At 68.4% G+C, this 24360-nt stretch carries 11 protein-coding genes and 3 rRNA genes; 7 read left to right on the top strand and 7 right to left on the bottom strand.

The features are described 5' to 3' along the window. Window positions 1-370 precede the first annotated feature (370 nt). Window positions 371-4033 (top strand): AfsR/SARP family transcriptional regulator, encoded by a 3663-nt coding sequence (locus AC4BEG_RS15405; RefSeq protein WP_490707093.1) that lies wholly within the window; start codon window positions 371-373, stop codon window positions 4031-4033. Between the two features lie 524 nt (window positions 4034-4557). Here AC4BEG_RS15405 and AC4BEG_RS15400 read toward each other — a convergent pair. Further along, complete coding sequence (locus AC4BEG_RS15400; RefSeq protein WP_490706443.1) at window positions 4558-5292, bottom strand: TetR/AcrR family transcriptional regulator; 735 nt, start codon at window positions 5290-5292, stop codon at window positions 4558-4560. 369 nt (window positions 5293-5661) lie between these two features. Here AC4BEG_RS15400 and AC4BEG_RS15395 point away from each other — a divergent pair, with 369 nt between their 5' ends. Both AC4BEG_RS15395 and AC4BEG_RS15390 read left to right on the top strand, forming a co-directional pair. Beyond that, entirely contained in the window at window positions 5662-6969 is a 1308-nt protein-coding gene (locus AC4BEG_RS15395; RefSeq protein WP_490707092.1) for an NAD(P)/FAD-dependent oxidoreductase, read from the top strand. A 234-nt stretch (window positions 6970-7203) separates the two neighbouring features. After that, entirely contained in the window at window positions 7204-9102 is a 1899-nt protein-coding gene (locus AC4BEG_RS15390) for an ATP-binding SpoIIE family protein phosphatase (RefSeq protein ID WP_490706442.1), read from the top strand. 89 nt (window positions 9103-9191) lie between these two features. Here AC4BEG_RS15390 and AC4BEG_RS15385 read toward each other — a convergent pair whose 3' ends face one another. Beyond that, the gene (locus AC4BEG_RS15385; RefSeq protein ID WP_490706441.1) at window positions 9192-10499 is read right to left on the bottom strand and encodes an MFS transporter; all 1308 of its coding nucleotides are present in this window, start codon (window positions 10497-10499) and stop codon (window positions 9192-9194) included. A 168-nt stretch (window positions 10500-10667) separates the two neighbouring features. On the opposite strand from AC4BEG_RS15385, the gene AC4BEG_RS15380 reads away from it, so the two are divergent. The 4 genes from AC4BEG_RS15380 (at window position 10668) to rrf (ending at window position 16875) form a co-directional block, all read left to right on the top strand. Continuing rightward, entirely contained in the window at window positions 10668-11219 is a 552-nt protein-coding gene (locus AC4BEG_RS15380) for a MarR family winged helix-turn-helix transcriptional regulator (protein ID WP_490706440.1), read from the top strand. 534 nt (window positions 11220-11753) lie between these two features. After that, window positions 11754-13282: ribosomal RNA gene (locus AC4BEG_RS15375) — 16S ribosomal RNA — on the top strand. 278 nt (window positions 13283-13560) lie between these two features. Further along, window positions 13561-16685, top strand: a 23S ribosomal RNA gene (locus tag AC4BEG_RS15370). 73 nt (window positions 16686-16758) lie between these two features. Continuing rightward, window positions 16759-16875, top strand: a 5S ribosomal RNA gene (gene rrf / locus AC4BEG_RS15365). Together the 16S, 23S and 5S rRNA genes form the textbook arrangement of a ribosomal RNA operon. 164 nt (window positions 16876-17039) lie before the next feature. On the opposite strand, the gene AC4BEG_RS15360 is transcribed toward rrf, so the two are convergent. From AC4BEG_RS15360 to AC4BEG_RS15340, 5 genes are all read right to left on the bottom strand, one after another. After that, window positions 17040-18746, bottom strand: coding sequence for a P-loop NTPase family protein (locus tag AC4BEG_RS15360; RefSeq protein ID WP_490706439.1), 1707 nt, complete (start codon window positions 18744-18746; stop codon window positions 17040-17042). 1 nt (window position 18747) lies between these two features. Further along, window positions 18748-20151 (bottom strand): ATP-binding protein, encoded by a 1404-nt coding sequence (locus AC4BEG_RS15355; protein WP_490707091.1) that lies wholly within the window; start codon window positions 20149-20151, stop codon window positions 18748-18750. 76 nt (window positions 20152-20227) lie between these two features. After that, window positions 20228-21793 carry an SCO6880 family protein gene (locus AC4BEG_RS15350; RefSeq protein WP_490706438.1) on the bottom strand — a complete coding sequence of 522 codons (1566 nt, stop codon included), beginning with the start codon at window positions 21791-21793 and terminating at the stop codon, window positions 20228-20230. Next, window positions 21790-23160: a hypothetical protein gene (locus AC4BEG_RS15345; protein WP_490706437.1), complete on the bottom strand. Its 1371-nt coding sequence runs from the start codon at window positions 23158-23160 to the stop codon at window positions 21790-21792. Before AC4BEG_RS15345 ends, AC4BEG_RS15350 begins: the two co-directional genes overlap by 4 nt. Beyond that, window positions 23150-24040, bottom strand: coding sequence for a DUF8175 domain-containg protein (locus AC4BEG_RS15340; RefSeq protein WP_490706436.1), 891 nt, complete (start codon window positions 24038-24040; stop codon window positions 23150-23152). Before AC4BEG_RS15340 ends, AC4BEG_RS15345 begins: the two co-directional genes overlap by 11 nt. Window positions 24041-24360 lie beyond the last annotated feature (320 nt).

The following is a 24360-nucleotide window of genomic DNA, read 5'->3' as shown; positions in this document are numbered from 1 at the left end:
CCGGCTTCCGGTGTCCTGGCTTCCGGCGTTCCGGCCTACGGCGTTCCGGCCTACGGCGTTCCGGCTTCCGGTGCCCCGGCTCACGGCGTTCCGGCTACCGATGCCGCACGCCCTGCGGGTAATTGGGGTGCGGTGCCGGGGACCGGGGGTGTTGGGTGGGTGGTTTGGGGTGCGGGGTGCGGGCACGGGTTGTGCGGGTGGTCCGGGCGGTCCTGGGCGGCCTTGCGATGGAGCGGCTCAGCGGCCGTCGTGGCGTTCCCGTCCGGGCAAGGGGCGGCTGCGACCCTGTGGCCCACCCCACAGTGCCGCCCATGCTCCCGCCCGCCCTGTTATCCCGCTCCGCGATCCGCAACCTAGGAGAATGGCCCCCGTGCGGTATCTGATCCTCGGCACCAGCGAAGCGCGCGACGCACAGGGGAACACCCTGCCCCTCGGTGGTCCGCGGATCCGCGCGTTGCTCGCCGCGCTCGCCCTCCGCGCCGCCCGCTCCGCGCCGGTCCCGGTCGACGTCCTCATCGACGAGGTGTGGGCCGACGAACCCCCGCACGACGCGCCCGCCGCGCTCCAGGCGCTCGTCGGCCGGCTCCGCCGGGCCATCGGCAAGGACAACGTCGCCTCCTCGCCCGGGGGCTACCGCCTCGTCACGGCCACCCCCCACGACGATGTCGACCTGCTGCGCTTTGAGCGGCTGACCCAGGGCGGCGGACGCGCCCTGGACGCCGACGACCCCGGTACGGCCGCCACCGCCCTCCGCCAGGCGCTCGCCCTGTGGCGCGGCCCCGCTCTCGCGGACCTCCCGGACCGGGACGCGGTGGCCGCCCGTCCCGAGGCGCTCCGGCTGACCGCCCTGCGCCGCCGGATCGACGCCGACCTCGCGCTCGGCCACGCCGTGGACCTGATACCCGAGCTGCGGGAGCTGGTCGCGGACCACCCGCTGGACGAAACGTTCCATGCGCAGCTGATCCGGGCGCTGCGCGCGGGCGGTCACCAGGCCGACGCCCTCACGGCGTACGAGCAGGTGCGCCGGGCCCTCGCGGACCGGCTCGGCACGGACCCGGGCGCGGAACTGAAGGAGCTCCACCGGCAGTTGCTGCTCACGGACGGCAGACCCGGCGCCCGGCAACCCGGCGTCATGAGCAACGCTGAGCACACGCCGGGCGCCGACTGCCAGAACGAGGCCCCACCGCCCGTCTCGCCCCCGCTGCCCGCCGCACCTCCACTGCCTGTTTCGCCCCCGCTGTCGGCCCCATCCCCCGGCCGCACCGTCCCGACGCCCCCGCAGAGCAATATCCGGGCCCGTCTCACCAGCTTCGTCGGCCGCGAGAGCGAGATCGGCGCCCTGCGCCAGGACCTGGGCGCCGCACGGCTGGTCACCCTCACCGGCCCCGGCGGGTCCGGTAAGACCCGGCTGTCCGAGGAGATCGCCGCGTCCGCGGCGCACGGCTACCCGGACGGTGTGTGGGTGGCCGAACTCGCTCCCCTCGACCATCCCGCGGCCGTCCCCGGCGCCGTGCTGAGCGCGGTCGGCCGCCGTGAGACGGCGCTGCTCGCCTCCGGTCTGGAGGGCCGCACGAGCAGTCCGGACGGAACGGATCCCACCGGCCGCCTCGTCGAGTACTGCGCCGACCGCACCCTGCTGCTCCTGCTCGACAACTGCGAGCATGTCATCGACACCGCGGCGCGGCTCACCGAGACCCTGCTCGCGCACTGTCCGGGCGTGACCGTACTCGCCACCAGCCGTGAGCCGCTGGGTGTGCCCGGCGAGGTCGTACGGCCCCTGGAACCGCTGCCTCCGATCCCCGCCCACCAGCTGTTCGTGGAACGCGCCGGAAGCGTACGTCCCGGATTCGACCCGGCGGCGGACCCCGCGACGGCGGAGGCGGTCGCCGAGATCTGCCGCCGCCTGGACGGACTGCCGCTGGCGATCGAACTGGCCGCGGCCCGGCTGCGGCTGCTCACCCCGCGCCAGATCGCCGACCGGCTCGACGACCGCTTCCGTCTGCTCACCAGCGGCAGCAGAACCGTCCTGCCGCGCCAGCAGACCCTCAGAGCGGTCGTCGACTGGTCCTGGGAGCTCCTGGACGAGCGGGAACGTACCGTGCTGCGCCGTGCCTCGGTCTTCGCGGGCGGATGGAGTCTGGCTGCGGCGGAGGCGGTGTGCGCGGACGCGCCGCCCGGCGCCGCCGAGCCCGACACCGGCACAGTCGGCCACGACAACGGCGCGTACGCCGACGCACACGCCCCCTCGCGCTCCCATACACACCCCAGCGCAAAGATCGCGCCCCACGATGTTCTGGAACTGCTCGGGGCGCTGGCCGACAAGTCCCTTCTGGTCGTCGACCACCCCACGCACCCGACGGTCGCCGATTCATCTGCCCCGGCGGGCGAAACCCGCTACCGCATGCTGGAGACGATCCATGAATACGCGGCTGAGCGGGGTGCCGAGGACCCGGCCGCCCGCGCCGACCACGCCGCCGCCCTCACCCGTCACACCGCCTGGTTCCGGGACTTCGTCAGCGCCGCCGAGCCACGTCTGCGCTCGGCCGAACAACTGCCGTGGCTGCGCCATGTCGAGACCGATCTCGACAACATCCGGGCCGCTCTTCAGCGTTCGCTGATCGCGCGCGACGAGGACAGCCTCTTCGCGATCCTTTTTGCCCTGGGCTGGTTCTGGTGGCTGCGCAACTACCGCGACGAGGGCGCCGCCTGGGCTCATGCCGCCCTGACCCTGGAGAACCTCCCGGACGGCGCGGATCTCCCAGGCGAGCGGAACGCCGCGGACGAACCGGCCCCGGACGGGAGCCCGAGCCCCGTCCCCGTCGCTGTCCCCGACGGCACGGACGGCGTCGACGCGGCCGCCACCCGCTACTGGCAGTTCATGGACCTGCGGCTGCTCTACTTCTTCCTGCTCTCCGAGTACCGCGGACCGGAGATGGGCGACGAGGAGGCACGGCTCGGAGCCGAGCGGATCCGCGACGCCTACCGCGCCCACCCCGGCCCCCGGACCGCCCGCTTCCCCGGGATGCTGTGGCCGTTCGCCGGTTTTGTCCTCAATGGCCACGCCGCGGTGATGCCGCTGATGGACGAGGTGGTGTCCAACTGCCGGGCGCACGGCGACGACTGGGCGCTCGGTGTGACGCTCATGTTCCGCACCCATGTGGCGATCGACCTGCCCGGCGGTCTCGAGAACGCCGATGACTACTGGGCCGAGCTGCGCGAACTGAGCGCCCGCGTCGGCGACCGCTGGATGCTCGCCCAAGTGAAGGGCGCATTCGGCGAGATGGCCGGTATCCGCGGCCGGTTCGCCGAGGCACGGGCCGCCTACGAGGAGGCCCGGCGGCTCGCCCGTGAGATCGGCGCGCATACCGAGGTGCCGTTCCTCTACACCCGCCTCGCCGACCTCGCCGTGCAGGAGGGAGACCTCGACGGCGCGACCAAGCTGATCGACCGCTCCGAGGAGGAGGCGGAGCGCTGCGGCACCTTGGATGTGCGGTCCTTCAACCACTTGCTGCGTGGCCTCATGCACCTGATCCTCGGCGATGTGGCCGCGGCCAGGGCCTCCTACGACAAGGCGACGCACTGGGCCGAGCGCGGCACTCCGCCACCGCAGTACTGGATTGTCGCCGGTGGGCTGGGCGGCCGTATCCGCGTGGAGGAGGGCGATCTGCCCGGCGGACTGCGTACGCTGCGCGACACCCTGGTCCACGGTGCCGAGGCGCATTGCACGGAGGGGCTGATGGCCCAGCAGACCGAGTACACGGCGGATGTCCTGGCCGGCTGCGGACAGGAACGGCTCGCCGCACGGCTGCTGGGAGCGGCCGACAGCTGGCGCGGTCGGCTGCCGCGGTCACCGCAGGGACGGGAGGAGACCGGCCGGACCGCGGCACGGGTCGCCGAGGCGCTGGGTACGGAGGCGGCCGAGGAACTGCGCGCGGACGGCGCGGCCCTGTCCGCCGAGCAGGTCATCGCCCTGCTCGACGATGCCCTGAGCCACCTCGGCCACCCCGTGGACACCAGTCCTTCCGACGCCTAGGTCCTGTCCTGTCGATCTTCGTGGATCAGCCCGCGGCGTCTGGTGCCGTGGATCGCAAGGCGGGCCGGGAACACCATCGGCCGCCGGGTCCGGGCGCGGCGGAGTTTCCCGGTCGGCGCAGGCTTACGTTCACCCGTACGGGGAAGGCGTGGCGCACGAACCCGAAACCTACGGGCGAACCCGAAACCTATGGGCGAACGCGAGACCGTGCGGGCCCCGACCGCCGGAACCGCCTCGCTCCCGCCGGACGCGGCGACCACACCGCGCACGGCAGTCGGCATATCCACGGCAGACAGAGCAGCCGGCACAGACAGGAGATCCCACGAGGGGACCGCAACGCGAACGACCCCGCACGCGCCGCTCCGTATGACGGCCGGGCACCGCTCGCCCGGCCGCCGTACGCCTGAAGCAGCTGAAGCAGCTGTCATTTGCCTGAAGCACGGCCCGATGGACCCACCGCGTGGACCCCTCGCGGCCCCTGCCGCGCCGCCGCCCCGCGTACCCGAGGCGGCCATGGCGTCACATCACCCGGCAGGGCGCGACCGCAGTCCGTCCAGCAGGATGTCCAGCAGCCGCGCCGACGCCGCGGCCTGGTGCGCCGCGTCCGGCAGCGAGGGCGCCGCCGTGGCGATGACCAGCAGCACATCCGCGACCGTCACATCCGGGCGCAGCTCGCCCGCGGCCCGTGCCCGCTCCACCAGCTGCCCGACGACCTCGAGCAGCGCCGCCGCCCCCGCGTCGTCCGGCTCGCCCCGCGGTGCGGGCCGCTGCTCGACCAACCGCAGCTCCGGCTGCGCGGTGGTGGCCGTGGTGGCTAAGGCCGCCTGCCGCTGCTGCGGCACCCGGATCTCGGTCTCCACATCGACCCCGACCCGCAGCACCTGCGGCGGCAGCAGCCGGCCCGCGCCGGACGCCACCGAGGTGCGCAGGAACCGGGCCAGCGCGGACCACGGCTCGTTCTCCTGCCCCAGTGCCGAGCGCGCCTGGTCCGTCAGCCGGGCCGTCTCCTCCTCGGCTATCCGACGCACCAGCACGTCCTTGCTGGGGAACCGCCGGTAGACGGTCCCCACCCCGACCCGGGCCCGCCGCGCCACGTCCTCCATGGGAGCCCCGTATCCCAGCTCCCCGAAGACTTCGCGCGCCGCGCGTAGAACATGCTCGAGATTGCGCTGCGCATCCACGCGCAGCGGAGTGTTCCGGCCCCCGTTCCCGTCCGAAGAAGCGACGGCTGCGGACCATGACGAACCCTGAAGGTGCATAAGTGATCCCCCGGTAATGATGTCTCCCCCCGGAGACTCCCCGCCCAGACTGCCGGGGCAGTCAAAACCCCGACGAAGTACGAACATAGTTGAGCCCCGGTCAAGAAAGAAGGGGGTAGGTCCGGACAGACCGCCCCCCAGTCGGAGCAGCGAACCGCCATTTCCTGCCACTTCGCCCGCGCCCCGCCCCGCGCCCCCGTGCTGACCTGCGTACCTTTCGCACGCCCAGCCGAATTCCGGCCTCCGGTTGTATCCCGCCCTCCGGTCACACAATTCGTCGGGGCTGTGGACAAACTGCGGTTGTGCGTGCCTCATGGGAGGGTGAAGGAACCTGCGCGCATTCTCGTTGTCGGCGGTGGCTACGTCGGGATGTACACCGCGCTGCGCCTCCAGCGGAAGCTGAAGCGGGAGCTGAGGCAAGGCGACGTACAGGTCATCGTGGTCGACCCCGAGCCGTACATGACCTATCAGCCGTTCCTCCCCGAGGCGGCGGCCGGGTCCATCTCTCCGCGCCATGTTGTGGTGCCCCTGCGGCGTGTCCTGCCCGAGTGCAAGGTCGTCATCGGCGAGGCCACCGCGATCCACCACGGCAAACGCGTCGCGACCATCAGAACCCTCGCCACCGAGGAGGAGGGCACCGGCTCGATCGAGATCCACTACGACGAGCTGGTCCTGGCCCCCGGATCAGTCTCCCGCGCCCTCCCGGTCCCCGGCCTCGCCGAGTTCGGCATCGGCTTCAAGACCGTCGAGGAGGCCATCGGCCTGCGCAACCATGTGCTGGAACAGCTGGACATCGCGTCCTCGACCCGGGATCCCGACGTCCGTGACGCGGCGCTGACCTTCGTGTTCGTCGGCGGCGGGTACGCGGGCGTGGAGGCGCTCGGCGAGCTGGAGGACATGGCCCGGTTCGCCGTCCGCTACTACCACAACATCGTGCCCGAGGATCTGAAGTGGATCCTCGTGGAGGCCACCGGAAGGATCCTCCCCGAGGTCGGCGAGGAGATGGGCCAGTACGCGGTCCGCGAGCTGCGCAGCCGCAACATCGACGTACGCCTGGAGACCCGGCTCGACTCGTGCGAGAACCGTGTCGCCGTCCTGAGCGACGGCGCACGCTTCCCCACCCGCACCCTGGTGTGGACCGCGGGCGTCAAACCGCATCCGATCCTGGCCTCCACCGATCTGCCGCGGAACATGCGCGGCCGCCTCACCTGTACCGCGACACTCCAGGTGGAGGGTGTGGACCATGCATGGGCGGCCGGGGACGCGGCGGCGGTCCCGGACCGTACGGCGGAGCAGCCCGGCACTGAGTGCGCCCCCAACGCGCAGCACGCCGTACGCCAGGCCAAGGTCCTGGCCGAGAACCTGATCGCCGCCATGCGGGGCCGGCCGCTCCAGGACTACGAGCACAAGTACGTCGGCTCGGTGGCGTCCCTGGGTCTCCACAGAGGTGTCGCGCATGTCTACGGGCGGAAGCTGAAGGGCTATCCGGCCTGGTTCATGCACCGTGTCTACCACCTCAGCCGAGTGCCGACCTTCAACCGTAAGGCACGCGTCCTGGCCGAGTGGATCCTGTCGGGGCTGTTCAAACGGGAGATCGTCTCGCTCGGGTCGCTGGAGAACCCGCGTGCCGAGTTCAAACTCGCCGCGGACACCGGCCGCCATCCCGAAGCCAGTTGATCCCTGCGAGCGGAGCCGGGAACGCCCCTCCCACGCTCGGCGTCTGACGGATGTCAGTCCGGTCGGCCACACTGGACGTGTGACCATGGGTGGGCTCGTATCTGCAAAGAGTGACAACCGCGAGGATTCGGAAGTTTGCTGCATTCCCCCGGGGGCCGTCCCCCGTATCCGCACCCATCTCCCCGATCCCGCGCCGGCGTGCTGCTCAGCCACCACCCCGCGAGGTAATCCGCAGTGAACTTCACGCGCTGGAGCGCCCGGCTCCCCCGAACCCAGCGACGCACCGGCTCGCGCGCCGACCGCGGCGCGCGGCGCCCGCAGCCCGCGCCCACGCCGGGCGGCGGCTCCGTCCCCGCGGCCCGGGGCGAGCGCGCCGAGCCCGCGGTGCACGGCGAAGCGTCCCCCGCGGCGGTGGCCGCCCCGCAGGCCGAGGCGCCCGCCGCCGTCCCGACCCTCGACGGGCTGTCCGTCCACGACATGCTCGGCCAGGTCCCGGCCCTGGTCGCGGTCGTCTACGGCCCCGACCACCGCATCGCCTACACCAACGACGCCTATGCCGACCTCTTCGGCCGCCGCACGCTCGGCGCACCTGCCCGCCAAGCCCTGCCCGAGCTGCGGGAGCTGGGGCTGCTGACGCTCATGGACCAGGTCCTGCGCAGCGGCAAGCCCCGTACGGTCAAGTCCCGTCGGGTGCCCGCGGCCGAGTCCTCCACCGCCCCGGGCTCCGAGCCGGAGGCGGCCGGCGGCGGGCGGTCGCGCCACGGCTACTACACCTTCACCTGCTCCCCGATCGAGATGGCGCTCCCGGCCATCACCGCCCCCGACCGGGCCCCGGCCGTCCAGCCGGCCGGGGCCGCACCGGCCGACGGCGCGCCGACGGCGGTCCGCCCCGGCCCCGACACCACCGCTCCGGAGGAGACCGCCGCCCCGGCGACCCCCGTCCGCGGTGTCCTCGTCTTCGGCGCGGACGTCACCGACCAGGTCGAGGCCGCCGAGCGGCTGCGCGCCAGCGAGCGGCTCCAGCGCGAGGCCGCCGTCACCCTCCAGCGCAGCCTGCTGCCCCAGGAGCTGGAGCAGCCCGACGACCTCAGGATCGCCGCCACCTACCAGCCGGGCGGCACGGAAGCCGCCGTGGGCGGCGACTGGTACGACGTCATCACCCTCGGCGCCGGGCGCACCGCGCTGGTCATCGGCGATGTCATGGGCCGCGGTGTGCGGGCCGCCGCCGTCATGGGCCAGCTGCGCACCGCCGTCCGGGCCTACGCCCGGCTGGACCTGCCCCCGCACGAGGTGCTGCAACTGCTCGACGGCCTCGCCGCCGAGATCGACGCCAACCAGATCGCCACCTGCGTCTACGCCGTCCACGACCCCAATGAGGGCCGTCTCGTCTATGCCTCCGCGGGCCATCTGCCGATCCTGGTCCGCGACCCGGACGGCACCGTGCGCCGCGCCGCCGAGCCGACCGGCCCACCGCTCGGCACCGGAGGCTGGCTGCACACCTCCGGCTCTGTCCCGTTCGGCCCCGGAGCCGGCGCCGTCCTCTACACCGACGGTCTGGTCGAGCGCCGCGACAAGGACATCTACGACGGTGTCGCCGCGCTCGAGCGGGTCTTCGCGGGGGCGACCGGCTCACCCCAGGTGACGTGCGACCGCCTGATCCGGGCGCTGGGTATCACCGCGGAGCACGACGACGATGTGGCGGTGCTGGTCCTCCAGCACCCCGCCCGCACCGGCCATGACGCGGAGCTCTTCCACAACGCGGCGCTGGAGCTGCTCGGCGGGGTGGAAGCCGCACCGCGCGCCCGCGCCTTCGCCTCCGGCGTCCTGGCCAGCTGGCGCTTCCCCACCGAGCTGCGCGATCTGGGGGTACTGGCCGTCAGCGAGCTGGTCGCCAACTCCCTTCAGCACGGCACCCCTCCGATGCGGCTGCGGCTGCGCCGCACCGACCGCCGCCTGATCATCGAGGTGACGGACGGGGACGATCATCTGCCGCGCCGCCGCCGGGCCGAACCGGTGGACGAGGCCGGGCGCGGAATCTCGATCGTCGCCACCATCGCCTCGTCCTGGGGCTGCCGCCGCACACTGGGCGGCGGCAAGGCGGTGTGGTGCGAATTCGCCCTTCCGGCGGGTTAGCGCGAGGGACGGCGAACGAGAAGCGCCCTGGTGGGGAGCAGTAACACTCCCCACCAGGGCGATGTTGAGGCCGTGGCCCGGCCGGAGCATCAGGCCGCGGCGGCCACCGTCTCGGTCGACTCCTTACGGGGCGCGGGCACCACGGCACCGGCGACGGTCCGCAGCGGATTGTCCTGCCGGGCGGTGAGCGCGCGGCCCAGCCGCAGACCCAGCACCGTGACGCCGAGCGAGCAGACGATCAGCGACGCGATATACGTCCCGTACAGACCGGCACCGGCCATCAGCCCGCCGACCGCCGGGCCGACCGCCAGCGCAAGCTGCTTCACCAGAGAGAACGCGGAGTTGTACTGCCCGAGCAGGGACGGCGGCGCCAGATCCGCGACCAGCGGGGCGACGGTGGGCGACAGCATCGACTCACCGAGCCCGAAGAGCGCGAACGCCGAGACGATCGCGGCAGTGCCCAGCACCTGGTTCCCCGGCACCAGCCCGGCGGCTCCGGCGACGACCCACGCGGCCGTCCACACCAGACCGACCAGCGCGATCACCCGGCTGCGCCGCCGCCGCTCGACCAGCTTGAGCACGACGAACTGCGCCAGCACGATGACCGCCGTGTTCGCGGCCAGGGCGACACCCAGCATCGCCGGTGAGACATGGGCGACCTCCACCGCGAACGCCGCCAGCCCGGACTCGAACTGCCCGTAGCAGGCGAAGAACATCACAAAGCCCAGCACACACAGCTGCACCATGGCGCGGTCGCGGAGCAGGGCGCGCCAGCCGCCCTTGGCGTCCACGCTCTCGTCCGTCGGCACCGCGTCCTCAAAGACCGGCGCCTTCGCCAGCCGCACCGTGGCGACGGTCGCACCCAGCACCAGGAACATCAGCGCGTCGATCGCGAAGAGCCGCACAAAGCTGGACGGCGCGGAGGTGTCCACCAGCAGCCCGCCGAACAGCCCGCCGACGCCGAGGCCGAGGTTGCTGAGGAAGAACTGCGTGGCGAACGCGCGCGAGCGGGTGACCGTCGTGGAGCACCACACGATCAGCGTGGCCAGGGCGGGCTGGATCACCGCCATACCCGCGCCGAGCACTCCGGCCGCGGCGAGCACCAGCGGCTCACTCGCGGCCAGCCCGAGCCCCATCGATCCGACGGCGGCGGCGACCGCACCCACGACGGCAACAGGCAGCGGCCCCCGCCGGTCGATCACCCGACCGGTGAAGGGCAGCACGACAAGTGCGGCCACCGCGAACGTGGCGAGCACCAGGCCCGCCGTATTCGCACCAAGATCCCGCACCTGCGCCACATAGACGAAGAGGAACGGAACAGTGAAGCCGTTGCCGAACGCGCTCAGCGCGTTGCCCAGCTGAATCCGGCGCAGCGCTGCGCCCATCGCGGTGGTCACACTCACCTACCTAGGTCGAAAAGGGCCCACGGGGGCCCAGGGGTGTCGGATGAACAGGGATGAAGCGCGGACAGTCGAAGAGTGAAGACTTCGAACCTAAACTTCAATGGTTAAGAGTACACATCGAAGGACTTCAGCGCCAATGAGTTTCGTGTCATACTGCCCGGCATGCCTGAGACCCCCGAGCCGGACGATCTGCTGAGCCTCGAGGAGCAGATCGCGGCCTACCAGCGCGAATTCCAGGACCTGGACCCCCAGGTGGAGCAGGTGGTCAGCGCCCTCAGCCGACTCAACCGGCGGATGAACGTGGCCTACGGCCGCCAGTCCGCGACCCTCGGCATCAGCAACGCCGAGTGGGAGGTCCTCAAGGCCCTTGTCCTCTCCGGCTCCCCCTACCAGCTCGGCCCCGGCGACCTGGCCAAGCGGCTCGGGCTCACCCCCGCCGCCATGACCCACCGGATCGACCGGATGGTGAACGAGGGGCTGGTCACCCGTGAGCGTGATGAGAGCAATCGGGTGCGGGTCATCGTCGAGCTGACCGTCGACGGCCGGGAGAAGTGGCTGGAGGCCATGCGCCGGGCATCGGTCTTCGAGGAGGATCTGCTCCAGGACCTCTCGAGCGAGGAGCGCGGCGCTCTCGGCGAGATGCTCACGCGGGTGCTGCGCCGGGTGGAAGAGGCTCAACCCGACGCCGACGGACGGCTGAACGACCTCGACTGAGGCAAACGGCCGACACGGGTTGACACTGCCCAGGCCGATCCGTAATGTTCTCCGAGCTGCCACGGAGCCTTAACGGCTCTCCGGTACGCAGTCGAGCCGCACCGGCGGCAAACCACTACTGCACGGCCCCTCATCGGGATGGATTTCGGCATGCCGGAATTCGGATCGAAAGCTCGATTATGAGCATCGGGGGGAATCCGCTAAAGTAGTGAACACGCCGGAAGGCGCGAAACCCCGCTCCAACAGGGGGCCGGAAACGGAATTCGGTTCGGAAACGGACCGGAAAACGGATCTGGTAAGGTTGGAAACACCGAAGGGAAGCGCCCGGAGAAACCGGTGAAACGGTTTCGAAGGAAGCGTCCGTTCCTTGAGAACTCAACAGCGTGCCAAAAGTCAACGCCAGATATGTTGATACCCCGTCCACTCGTGGACGAGGTTCCTTTGAAAAACACACAGCGAGGACGCTGTGAACCATCGGACTATTCCTCCGGTGGTTCCGCTCTCGTGCAGTGTCGCCGGGATATCCCGGAAGCATTCACGGAGAGTTTGATCCTGGCTCAGGACGAACGCTGGCGGCGTGCTTAACACATGCAAGTCGAACGATGAACCGGTTTCGGCCGGGGATTAGTGGCGAACGGGTGAGTAACACGTGGGCAATCTGCCCTGCACTCTGGGACAAGCCCTGGAAACGGGGTCTAATACCGGATATGACCACCGACCGCATGGTCTGGTGGTGGAAAGCTCCGGCGGTGCAGGATGAGCCCGCGGCCTATCAGCTTGTTGGTGGGGTGATGGCCTACCAAGGCGACGACGGGTAGCCGGCCTGAGAGGGCGACCGGCCACACTGGGACTGAGACACGGCCCAGACTCCTACGGGAGGCAGCAGTGGGGAATATTGCACAATGGGCGAAAGCCTGATGCAGCGACGCCGCGTGAGGGATGACGGCCTTCGGGTTGTAAACCTCTTTCAGCAGGGAAGAAGCGAAAGTGACGGTACCTGCAGAAGAAGCGCCGGCTAACTACGTGCCAGCAGCCGCGGTAATACGTAGGGCGCGAGCGTTGTCCGGAATTATTGGGCGTAAAGAGCTCGTAGGCGGCTTGTCGCGTCGGATGTGAAAGCCCGGGGCTTAACCCCGGGTCTGCATTCGATACGGGCAGGCTAGAGTTCGGTAGGGGAGATCGGAATTCCTGGTGTAGCGGTGAAATGCGCAGATATCAGGAGGAACACCGGTGGCGAAGGCGGATCTCTGGGCCGATACTGACGCTGAGGAGCGAAAGCGTGGGGAGCGAACAGGATTAGATACCCTGGTAGTCCACGCCGTAAACGTTGGGAACTAGGTGTGGGCGACATTCCACGTTGTCCGTGCCGCAGCTAACGCATTAAGTTCCCCGCCTGGGGAGTACGGCCGCAAGGCTAAAACTCAAAGGAATTGACGGGGGCCCGCACAAGCGGCGGAGCATGTGGCTTAATTCGACGCAACGCGAAGAACCTTACCAAGGCTTGACATACACCGGAAACATCCAGAGATGGGTGCCCCCTTGTGGTCGGTGTACAGGTGGTGCATGGCTGTCGTCAGCTCGTGTCGTGAGATGTTGGGTTAAGTCCCGCAACGAGCGCAACCCTTGTTCTGTGTTGCCAGCATGCCCTTCGGGGTGATGGGGACTCACAGGAGACTGCCGGGGTCAACTCGGAGGAAGGTGGGGACGACGTCAAGTCATCATGCCCCTTATGTCTTGGGCTGCACACGTGCTACAATGGCCGGTACAATGAGCTGCGAAGCCGCGAGGTGGAGCGAATCTCAAAAAGCCGGTCTCAGTTCGGATTGGGGTCTGCAACTCGACCCCATGAAGTCGGAGTCGCTAGTAATCGCAGATCAGCATTGCTGCGGTGAATACGTTCCCGGGCCTTGTACACACCGCCCGTCACGTCACGAAAGTCGGTAACACCCGAAGCCGGTGGCCCAACCCCTTGTGGGAGGGAATCGTCGAAGGTGGGACTGGCGATTGGGACGAAGTCGTAACAAGGTAGCCGTACCGGAAGGTGCGGCTGGATCACCTCCTTTCTAAGGAGCACATAGCCGACTGCAAGCAAGTGTCTTGCACGGTTGCTCATGGGTGGAACGTTGACTACTCGGCACTTCTTGGATGTTTCCTGTTAGTACTGCTTCGGCGTGGAACGCAGTGGGATGGATGAGGGGTGTCGGGCACGCTGTTGGGTGTCTGAGGGTACGGACTCGTATGGGTTTGTCCTTCGGCCGGTCCCGGTGTTCCATGCCGTGTGGTGTGGGTGACGGGTCACGGGTCGTTATTTGAGAACTGCACAGTGGACGCGAGCATCTGTGGCCAAGTTTTTAAGGGCGCACGGTGGATGCCTTGGCACCAGGAACCGATGAAGGACGTGGGAGGCCGCGATAGGCCCCGGGGAGCTGTCAACCGAGCTTTGATCCGGGGGTGTCCGAATGGGGAAACCCGGCAGTCGTCATGGGCTGTCACCCGCTGCTGAACACATAGGCAGTGTGGAGGGAACGCGGGGAAGTGAAACATCTCAGTACCCGCAGGAAGAGAAAACAACCGTGATTCCGGGAGTAGTGGCGAGCGAAACTGGATGAGGCCAAACCGTATGTGTGTGATACCCGGCAGGGGTTGCGCATGCGGGGTTGTGGGAGTTCTCTTGATCGGTCTGCCGGCCGGTCGGTGAGTCAGAAATTGTTGATGTAGGCGAAGGGCATGCGAAAGGCCCGGCGTAGAGGGTAAGACCCCCGTAGCTGAAATGTCGGCAACTTGCTTGAGAACCACCCAAGTAGCACGGGGCCCGAGAAATCCCGTGTGAATCTGGCGGGACCACCCGCTAAGCCTAAATATTCCCTGGTGACCGATAGCGGATAGTACCGTGAGGGAATGGTGAAAAGTACCGCGGGAGCGGAGTGAAATAGTACCTGAAACCGTGTGCCTACAAGCCGTGGGAGCGTCGCGCAGAGACTTGTCTCTGCGTCGTGACTGCGTGCCTTTTGAAGAATGAGCCTGCGAGTTTGCGGTGTGTTGCGAGGTTAACCCGTGTGGGGAAGCCGTAGCGAAAGCGAGTCCGAATAGGGCGGTTGAGTAGCACGCTCAAGACCCGAAGCGGAGTGATCTAGCCATGGGCAGGTTGAAGCGGAGGTAAGACTTCGTGGAGGACCGAACCCACCAGGGTTGAAAACCTGGGGGATGACCTGTGGTTAGGGGTGAAAGGCCAATCAAACTCCGTGATAGCTGGTTCTCCCCGAAATGCATTTAGGTGCAGCGTCGTGTGTTTCTTGCCGGAGGTAGAGCACTGGATAGGCGATGGGCCCTACCGGGTTACTGACCTTAGCCAAACTCCGAATGCCGGTAAGTGAGAGCGCGGCAGTGAGACTGTGGGGGATAAGCTCCATGGTCGAGAGGGAAACAGCCCAGAGCATCGACTAAGGCCCCTAAGCGTATGCTAAGTGGGAAAGGATGTGGAGTCGCAGAGACAACCAGGAGGTTGGCTTAGAAGCAGCCATCCTTGAAAGAGTGCGTAATAGCTCACTGGTCAAGTGATTCCGCGCCGACAATGTAGCGGGGCTCAAGTATACCGCCGAAGTCGTGTCAATCCAGCATGTACCCCTAACGGGGGCTGGGTTGGGTAGGGGAGCGTCGTGTGCCGGGTGAAGCAGCCGTGTAAGCGAGTTGTGGATGGTTCACGAGTGAGAATGCAGGCATGAGTAGCGATACACACGTGGGAAACGTGTGCGCCGATTGACTAAGGGTTCCTGGGTCAAGCTGATCTGCCCAGGGTAAGTCGGGACCTAAGGCGAGGCCGACAGGCGTAGTCGATGGACAACCGGTTGATATTCCGGTACCCGCTTTGAAGCGTCCAATATCGAATCCTCTGATGCTAAGGCCGTGAAGCCGCCTCTGATCTCTTCGGAGTGAGGGGGAGTGGTGGAGCCGCTGACCCTAGGTGGTAGTAGGTAAGTGATGGGGTGACGCAGGAAGGTAGTCCAGCCCGGGCGGTGGTTGTCCCGGGGTAAGGGTGTAGGCCGTGCGGTAGGTAAATCCGTCGCACATATAGGGCTGAGACCTGATGCCGAGCCGATTGTGGTGAAGTGGATGATCCTATGCTGTCGAGAAAAGCCTCTAGCGAGTTTCATGGCGGCCCGTACCCTAAACCGACTCAGGTGGTCAGGTAGAGAATACCGAGGCGTTCGGGTGAACTATGGTTAAGGAACTCGGCAAAATGCCCCCGTAACTTCGGGAGAAGGGGGGCCATTGCTGGTGATGGAGTTTACCTCCGGAGCTGGTGGTGGCCGCAGAGACCAGCGAGAAGCGACTGTTTACTAAAAACACAGGTCCGTGCGAAGCCGTAAGGCGATGTATACGGACTGACGCCTGCCCGGTGCTGGAACGTTAAGGGGACCGGTTAGTCGACCTTCGGGTTGGCGAAGCTGAGAACTTAAGCGCCAGTAAACGGCGGTGGTAACTATAACCATCCTAAGGTAGCGAAATTCCTTGTCGGGTAAGTTCCGACCTGCACGAATGGCGTAACGACTTCTCGACTGTCTCAACCATAGGCCCGGTGAAATTGCATTACGAGTAAAGATGCTCGTTTCGCGCAGCAGGACGGAAAGACCCCGGGACCTTTACTATAGCTTGATATTGGTGTTCGGTTCGGCTTGTGTAGGATAGGTGGGAGACTGTGAAGCGCTGACGCCAGTCAGTGTGGAGTCGTTGTTGAAATACCACTCTGGTCGTGCTGGATGTCTAACCTGGGTCCGTGATCCGGATCAGGGACAGTGTCTGGTGGGTAGTTTAACTGGGGCGGTTGCCTCCTAAAGGGTAACGGAGGCGCCCAAAGGTTCCCTCAGCCTGGTTGGCAATCAGGTGTTGAGTGTAAGTGCACAAGGGAGCTTGACTGTGAGACTGACGGGTCGAGCAGGGACGAAAGTCGGGACTAGTGATCCGGCGGTGGCTTGTGGAAGCGCCGTCGCTCAACGGATAAAAGGTACCCCGGGGATAACAGGCTGATCTTCCCCAAGAGTCCATATCGACGGGATGGTTTGGCACCTCGATGTCGGCTCGTCGCATCCTGGGGCTGGAGTCGGTCCCAAGGGTTGGGCTGTTCGCCCATTAAAGCGGTACGCGAGCTGGGTTTAGAACGTCGTGAGACAGTTCGGTCCCTATCCGCTGTGCGCGTAGGAGTCTTGAGAAGGGCTGTCCCTAGTACGAGAGGACCGGGACGGACGAACCTCTGGTGTGCCAGTTGTCCTGCCAAGGGCATGGCTGGTTGGCTACGTTCGGGAGGGATAACCGCTGAAAGCATCTAAGCGGGAAGCCTGCTTCGAGATGAGGGCTCCCACCTCCTTGAGAGGGTAAGGCTCCCAGTAGACGACTGGGTTGATAGGCCAGATATGGAAGCCGGGTGACCGGTGGAGTTGACTGGTACTAATAGGCCGAGGGCTTGTCCTCAGTTGCTCGCGTCCACTGTGTTGGTTCTGAAGTAATGAACCGTGTCGAATTTTCCGGTTCAACTTTATAGTGTTTCGGTGGTCATTGCGTTAGGGAAACGCCCGGTTACATTCCGAACCCGGAAGCTAAGCCTTTCAGCGCCGATGGTACTGCAGGGGGGACCCTGTGGGAGAGTAGGACGCCGCCGAACAATTTTTAGCCTCGGTCCTGGACATTATGTGTCCGGGGCCGAGGCATTTTTGCGTTCACCACCCGCCCACGACCGTTCAAGGCCCACGTTCAAGGCCTTGGAGTTCACCGCCTTTGACCCCAGCGCACCAGCCAGCACCGCGCTTGGGTCCTGTCCTCGGTGTATTAGCCCTGCTCCTGGGCCGCCAGGGAGCGATGCGGCCACCGTGCCCGTGCCTGTTCCTGAGAGCGCATCAGCGCCAGCGTGGGCAGCCCCTGGGCCGTGCCCTGGGCCAGCAGATCGGGAAGCGCCGGAAGCGGTGCCACGGCGGCGATGTCGTCGAGGACGAGGGTGAGTGGTGGGTCGAGCCGACCGGAGGATGACCGTTCGGCCATGCGCCGGCCGTGCTCGACCACGTGCGAGGCGAGTGCGGTCAGCAAGGGCATCGCACCCGGATGGGTCCGCGGATCCTCGATGGATTCGCCCATCACGTAGAGCGTTCCCCCTTCGCCCACGAATGACTCCAGCGCGAGCGAATCGGCACGTCCCGGATTGCAGGCGTCCCGGATGTGGATGGAGGACAGCGCGCCGAGCGCACGTGCCGTCAGTTCCTGTGCCAGGTCGCGCCGTTCGGGGTGCGCGGTGAGCGTGGCCTCCAACTCCCCCGCCGTACCGCCCGCCGCCTTGGGGTTCGTCCGCAGGATCCGTACGGGCTCATGTGCGGAGTTGCCCTGTGCCCAGCGGTGCACATGGCGGAAGGGGCGGCCGTCCACCGCCGCGGCGTGCAGCCAGCAGCGGAGCAGCGTCTCCGCGGCCTCCGCCATGGGCCTGTCCATGGCGTGCGCGGGGCGTACGGGAGCGAGGAGCGCAGCGGCGCGCGCGGCCGCGATATCGCGGGACCCGCAGTCTGCCGCCGGGTTCCAGCGCAGCCGGGCCGGGGTGTCGAGGAGGTGCGAGGGGTCGAAGACATGGGTGGGGCCGAACTTGGCCCGGGCGTCCTTGGTCGAGGACCAGAGCGCGGCGTCGCTGGTGACCACGAGGACGGGGCCGACAGCCTCCAGGACGGCTTCGGTGGCCGACGTACCGCGCTGTGCGCCGAAGAGCACCTGGGACCGGCTCAGCTCCCCGTTGGGGAGGGCTGCGGTCGCGGGCTCCGGGCGGGGCGTCGGCAGCGGCTGTTCCGCCACCGTGGGGTCTGGGGTGCCCCCGTCGGTGGTGGGTGCGTCCCACGTGGTCGCTCGCTGGTCGGCGATGGGGGCGGAGGCCGCGGGGGCGGGGACCACGTCTGGCGGCTGGGGGCCGCCGGGGACCGGAAGCGCCGGGCCGCCCGCGGGCGGTGCCGTTGTCGCGTCGCGGGGGCTGCCGGGGCCAGGGTCCGCTGAGCCGTACCCGGCGGTCTCGTACGCCCTCCCCGCGGGCCGCGCGGGTGGGGTCGGTTCGGGCCTGTCGTTCACCGCCCCCGGTGCCGTGGCTTCCGCCTTGGCCTGCGCGGCCTCGGCGCGGCGTCTGGCGCGGACCGCGCGGTAGCGGGTCACCGTGCCGACCGTGAAGATCGTCAGCACGATCAGCACCATCAGCTCGCTGATGAAGAGGCCCCAGAAGAGACCGTACCCCGACAGTTGCGCCTTCGGGGTGTCGGGCCATGCCGCCGCGAGGTTGTGCGGCTCCTCGACGAGATGACGCAGCGCCAGGGGCGTACGCATGAAGGCCAGGCCGTCCGGCCAGGACCCGTGGGCGAAGAGTCCGGCCAGGCCGGTCGCCGACCACACCAGACAGGTCAAGCCCAGCAGGAATGCCATGACGCCGACCAGCAGCCCGTCCGGAATGCCGTGCTCCGGGCCTGGAGGTCTCCCGCGCTCCGCGGGTCCGCCGCGGTTCAGCCCCGCTGTCATGTCATGCCACCGTGGATCCGTACGACGGTCCGCCGTATGCATCCGCCTCCGCTGCCTCGACCGCCGCCGCGGCCCGCTCCTCGGCCTCAGCTTCGGCCGCCATCTGGACGGCCAGCGCGTCCTCCGTCATGGCCCGGTCGGTGTAGACCAGGGGTCGCTCGGCCTCGGTGATCAGGTGCTTGACGACCTGTACGTTGCCGTTGACGTCCCAGACCGCGATACCGGGCGAGAGCGTCGGGATGATCTCGACCGCCCAGCGGGGCAGGCCCAGCACCCGCCCCGTCGCGCGCGCCTCGTCCGCCTTCTGGGCGTAGATGGTCCGGGTGGACGCCATCTTGAGGATCGCCGCGGCTTCCCGCGCCGCCGCGCCGTCGACCACGTCGGAGAGGTGGTGGACAACGGCGACGAAGGACAGACCGAGCCGTCGGCCGAACTTCAGCAGCCGCTGGAAGAGCTGGGCGACGAACGGCGAGTTGATGATGTGCCACGCCTCTTCGACCAGGAAGATGCGCTTCTTGCGGTCCGGCCGGATCCAGGTGTGCTCCAGCCAGACGCCCACGATGGCCATGAGGATCGGCATCGCGATCGAATTGCGGTCGATATGGGAGAGGTCAAAGACGATAAGGGGCGCGTCGAGGTCGATTCCGGCCGTGGTCGCTCCGTCGAACATGCCGCGGAGGTCACCGTCGACCAGCCGGTCCAGGACGAGGGCGACATCAAGGCCCCAGGCCCGTACATCGTCTATGTCGACGTTCATCGCCTCGGCGGACTCGGCCTCGGGGTGCCGCAGCTGCTCGACGATGTCGGTGAGGACCGGCTGACGGTCGACGATGGTCTCGTTGACGTACGCGTGCGCGACCTTCAGGGCGAATCCGGAGCGCTCGTCGAGCCCGTGGCCCATCGCGACCTCGATGATGGTGCGGAGCAGGGCGAGCTGACCGGTGGTGGTGATGGACGGATCCAGGGGGTTGAGGCGGATTCCGCCGTCCAGGGCCGCCATGGGGTCGAGCCGGATGGGCGTTATGCCGAGCTCCTCGGCGATGAGGTTCCACTCGCCCACACCGTCCTCGCCCTGGGCGTCCAGCACCACGACCTGGCGGTCGCGGAACCGCAGCTGGCGCAGGACGTAGGTCTTCTCCAGGGCCGACTTGCCGTTCCCGGACTCGCCGAGCACCAGCCAGTGCGGGGCGGGCAGCTGCTGTCCGTAGAGCTGGAAGGGGTCGTAGATATAGCCCTTCCCGGAGTACACCTCGCGCCCGATGACGACGCCGGAGTCCCCGAGGCCGGGTGCCGCGGTGGGGAGATAGACGGCCTGTGCCTGCCCGGTGGAGGTGCGGACGGGCAGCCGTGTGGTCTCCACCTTTCCGAACAGAAAGGTGGTGAACGCTTCGGTGAGAGCGCTCATCGGATCGGCCACGGCGGAGCCCCTATCGTCCCTGTCGTCCCAGTCGTCTCTAACTGCTCTACTGGATCTGTTGGCTCTATCGGCGGATGCCGGTCGCGAACGGCAGCGTGTTCACAAAAGCCCGGTGGTGCTCACGGTCGCACCACTCCAGCTTGAGATAGCTCTTCCCCGCCGAGGCCCGGATGGTCCGCTTGTCACGCGCCAGTGCCTCCGGTGAGCGGGAGGAGACGGTGATGTAACCGACGAGGTTGACGCCCGCGGCGCCGCTGGCGAGGTCCTCGCCACGCTGGTCCAGACGGCCGTGAGCGGCGATGTCACGGGGGTCCACGGTGCGGTTCATCTTCGCGGCGCGGCTGGCCTCGGCCTCGTCGTTGGTCTTCTCGGTGAGCATCCGCTCGATGGCGACCTCGGTGGGCTCAAGGTCCATACAGACCGCGACCGTACGGATGACATCGGGGGTGTGGACGAGGAGCGGGGCGAGGAAGTTGACCCCGACGGGCGTCATGGGCCACTCCTTCACCCACGCGGTGGCGTGGCACCAGGGGTCGCGGGTGCTGGACTCGCGCGTCTTGGCCTGGAGGTAGGTGGGCTCCATCGCGTCCAGCTCGGCGGGCCAGGCGTTCCGCTTGGTCATGGCCTGGATGTGGTCGATGGGGTGGTCCGGGTCGTACATGGAGTGGATCAGCGAGGCCAGCCGGCCCTGCCCCAGGGGCTGGCGGACGCGGATGTCGGCCTCGGCGAGCCGGGCGCAGATGTCGGTCAGCTCGCGCGCCATGACAACGGCCAGGCCCGCGTCCTTGTCGAGACGGCGGCCGCCGGAGCTGTGGCGGGTGGCGCGGGCGATGGCCTGGGCCTCGGCGGCCAGCTCGCGGGTGTAGTGCATACAGGCGACGAGATAGGCGCGGTGCTGCTCGGAGGAGGTCGAGACCATGGACTGGAGCTGGTCGTAGGAGTCCTTGAGCCAGCGGGGCGCGTCGCGGTCGCCGCGGCGCTCGACGTCCTTGGCGTGGGCGTCGGGGTCGGCGGGGAGGGTGCGGGCCAGCATCTGGAGGCGCGTCACAAAGCCGTCGCCGTTGGCCACATGCTTGAGGAGGGTCCCGAACCGGTCGACGAGGGCCTCCTGGTCCTCGCTGTCGCGCAGACCGACGCCGGGGCCCTCGATCTCGATGGCGGCGGTGACGGTGCGGCGGTCGGCGTGCAGCAGCACGGCGATCTCGTCGGGGCCGAAGGGGGCGGCCAGCCAGCTGATCCGGCCGATACCGGGGGGCGGGCCGACCTCGACCTCACGGCCGTCGAACCGGGTGCCGGCTTCGGCGGCGGAGGAGCGGTAGGCGGTGGTGCCCTTGCGGACGGCACGCTTGTAGGAACGGTTGATCTCGAACCACCGGTAGAAGGTACGGCCGTTGTACGGCACGTACACGGCGGCGAGGGCGAGGGTGGGGAAGCCGACCAGGGCGACGATGCGCACGATGAGCACCTGCACCGCCAGCCCGCACATCATGCCGACGAACGCGCCCCCGATGATCAGGGCGATCTCGCCGGTCTCGCGGTTCTTGCCGACGATCGCGTTGGGGCGGGCGCGGCCGATCAGATAGGTGCGTCGGGTCGCGTGGACGGGATGCGTCTGGGCGTCGAGCGTCACCGCCGGTCACCTCCCGGGGTGTTGCCGGAGCTGCGGTTGGGGGTGCGGGGGGCGCTGCCGCGGCTGCCGCCGGGGTGGCCGGTGCGGCTGGTGGCGGAGGCTCCGCCGCCTCCGCCGGGGCTGCCGCTGCTGCTTCCGCCGCCTCCGCCTCCGGCGGAGCGGGTGCTGTGGGCGGCCACGCCGCCGGAGACGGGGTTGGCGGGCTTGGACTGCGCCGAGCCGCCGCCCGAGCCGCTGTCGCCTCCGCCGCGGGCGCTGTGGGTGTTGATGCCCTGCTTTACCAGGGCGGCGGGGGAGCTGATGATGGCGGCGGCCTGGCGGGAGGCCGGGTCGGCGCTGGCGCTGCGGGCCTTGACGATCTCGTCGCCGAAGCCGGGCACGAAGCGGTAGATCATCGCGCTGGCGAAGATGGCGAGGATGATGATGGAGAGGCCGGAGACGACGGCCGAGAAGGCGTCGGGCTCGTCTCCGGAGGTGGAGAGCGCCCCGGCGAGGGCGAGGACCGTCACGACCACCGGCTTGACGAGGATCACGGCGATCATGATTCCGGCCCAGCGGCGGACGTGGCCCCACATGTTCTTGTCGACCAGGCCGGAGTAGACGGCGGTGCCGAGCAGGGCGCCGACGTAGAGCAGGGCGGCGCGGATGACCAGCTCGAGGCAGAGCACGCCGGCGGCGAGGATCGTCACGAGGGAGACGACGATGAGCATGATGGGGCCGCCGCCGATGTCCTCGTCCTTTTTGAGGGCTTCCGAGAACGAGCCGAAGAAGGCGTCGTTGTCCGCACCGGTGCCGGAGGCGATGGCTTCGGTGACGGCGTCGGTCGCGGTGACAACCGTATAGAGGATGAGCGGGGTGAAGGCGGAGGCCAGGACCGTCAGCCAGAGGAAACCTATGGCTTCGGAGAGCGCCTCCCCGAGCGGGACGCCGCGGATGGCGCGCTTGGCGACGGCGAGGAGCCAGAGGATGAGGGTCAGGACGGTCGAGGCGGCGAAGACGACGGCGTACTGGCGGAGGAAGGCTTCGTTGGTGAAGTCGACGTTGGCGGTCTCTTTGACCAGCTTGGAGAGCTTGCCGACGAGCCAGGCGGCGGCGTCGGCACAGCCGCGGGCGAGGGAGGCGGCGGGGTCGAGGGGGTTGGAGGGGTCGGGGGGGCCGCTGGAGCCGCCGCCACCGCCGTTGTTCTTCTCGCAGTTCTCCCGAACCTGGCCGAGCAGGAGCTCACAGTCGTCCTGCGTGCCGCCCGACGGACTCGGCGTGGGAGCGGGAGCCGCGGTCGCACGGGTTGCGAGCAGCACGGCGGTCGCCTGAAGGGCTGCCAGGGCGCCCGTGAGCGTCAGAATGCGGCGGCGCGGGCTAGCGGGCATAGGTGAACCCTCCATACTGCTCGACTGCCTTGGCGATTTCGTCGGCGCTGGACGCTCTGCGGTCGCTGTTGACAGGGGCTGGCCCGTTCTTCTGGGAGTAGCTTTCCGTCTTCCAGTCACCGCCCACCCAGCGGAGCTTCAGCGTCATGGTGAACCAGTCGTTGGCGACCGGGGTCTTCGAACCCTCACCGGCTGTGCCGAACACCCCGGTGCACCAGACCTCGACCGTCGCCGCGGTGCCCGCGAACTTGCTGACCTTGGTCCCGATGGGGGCGCTGCGCGAGACGTACGTCATCCCGTCAGGCGCTTGGCCCTCCGCGTTCAAACCGATCTTCCGCAGTGAATCGGCCGAATACGCTTTGTCCAGCTTGGCCTGGAGCGATCCTGCCACCGAAGGTGTGAAGATCTCCGGCACCAGTTCATGCCGTGCATCCTGCTTCAGCATGTCCGCCGACGTCAGCGCCACCGCGTAATTCGCCGCCGCGCTCTGCGCCCCCTGTTCGGTCTTGGGGAAGCCGGACGCGATGCCCGTCACGCTGTTCTTGCCCTCGACCGGGCGCTGGCCCGTGGGGGTGGTGGGCTGGCTGTCGGCGCTGGTGCCGCCCGTGGTGCCGCTGTCGGAGTCGCCGTCCTTGCCGCCGCCTCGGTTGACGAAGGCGATGGCGGCGAGGAGGAGGACAACAACGCCGACCACGGTGACCAGATTGCGGCTGGGCTTCGCCGCGCGGCCGGCGCCGCGGCGGGGTGGGCCGTAGGGGTCGCCGTCGCCTTCGGGCAGGCGGGTGCGTGTGAGGTGGTCGCCGGAGGCCGCGCCGCGGGCGCGGCCCGTGTCGTGGCCGTCGTAGTCGCCGCCGTATCCGTCGTCGCCGCCGAGACTCATCGTGCGTACGCCCCTTCAACCGTGCCAAGCCTGCCGCCGACCGGGCCGATCCGGCCGCCCGTACCGGCCGCGTCGACCATGGTCGTTCTTCCGCCACCCCTGTACGACGGTAACGGCGTGGACTGACGCTCGGGCGCGGTGGTGTGAGTGGACATCAAGCTGACACGACCTCAGCGAGGAGAGCGGGCATCGGAGCGGGCATCGGGGAGCAGCCTCGGGTAACGGGAGTGGGGCCGGTAGAGGGGATCGGGGGCGGAGGCTCGGGAGCGGGGGCGTACGCCGGATACGAGGGGCGGCTCCGGGGCTTGAAGGGCGGAGCG

It is taken from the genome of Streptomyces sp. JLBJ103 (assembly GCF_058215575.1).
This window is presented reverse-complemented; position numbering and strand designations above follow the sequence as displayed.

Excerpts from the sequence above, each read along its gene's own strand:
- AC4BEG_RS15400 (WP_490706443.1), bottom strand. The coding sequence starts at position 5,292 with ATGCACCTTCAGGGTTCGTCATGGTCCGCAGCCGTCGCTTCTTCGGAC.
- AC4BEG_RS15395 (WP_490707092.1), top strand. The coding sequence starts at position 5,662 with ATGTACACCGCGCTGCGCCTCCAGCGGAAGCTGAAGCGGGAGCTGAGG.
- AC4BEG_RS15380 (WP_490706440.1), top strand. The coding sequence starts at position 10,668 with ATGCCTGAGACCCCCGAGCCGGACGATCTGCTGAGCCTCGAGGAGCAG.
- AC4BEG_RS15355 (WP_490707091.1), bottom strand. The coding sequence starts at position 20,151 with ATGAGCGCTCTCACCGAAGCGTTCACCACCTTTCTGTTCGGAAAGGTG.
- AC4BEG_RS15345 (WP_490706437.1), bottom strand. The coding sequence starts at position 23,160 with ATGCCCGCTAGCCCGCGCCGCCGCATTCTGACGCTCACGGGCGCCCTG.
- AC4BEG_RS15360 (WP_490706439.1), bottom strand. The coding sequence starts at position 18,746 with ATGACAGCGGGGCTGAACCGCGGCGGACCCGCGGAGCGCGGGAGACCT.
- AC4BEG_RS15340 (WP_490706436.1), bottom strand. The coding sequence starts at position 24,040 with ATGAGTCTCGGCGGCGACGACGGATACGGCGGCGACTACGACGGCCAC.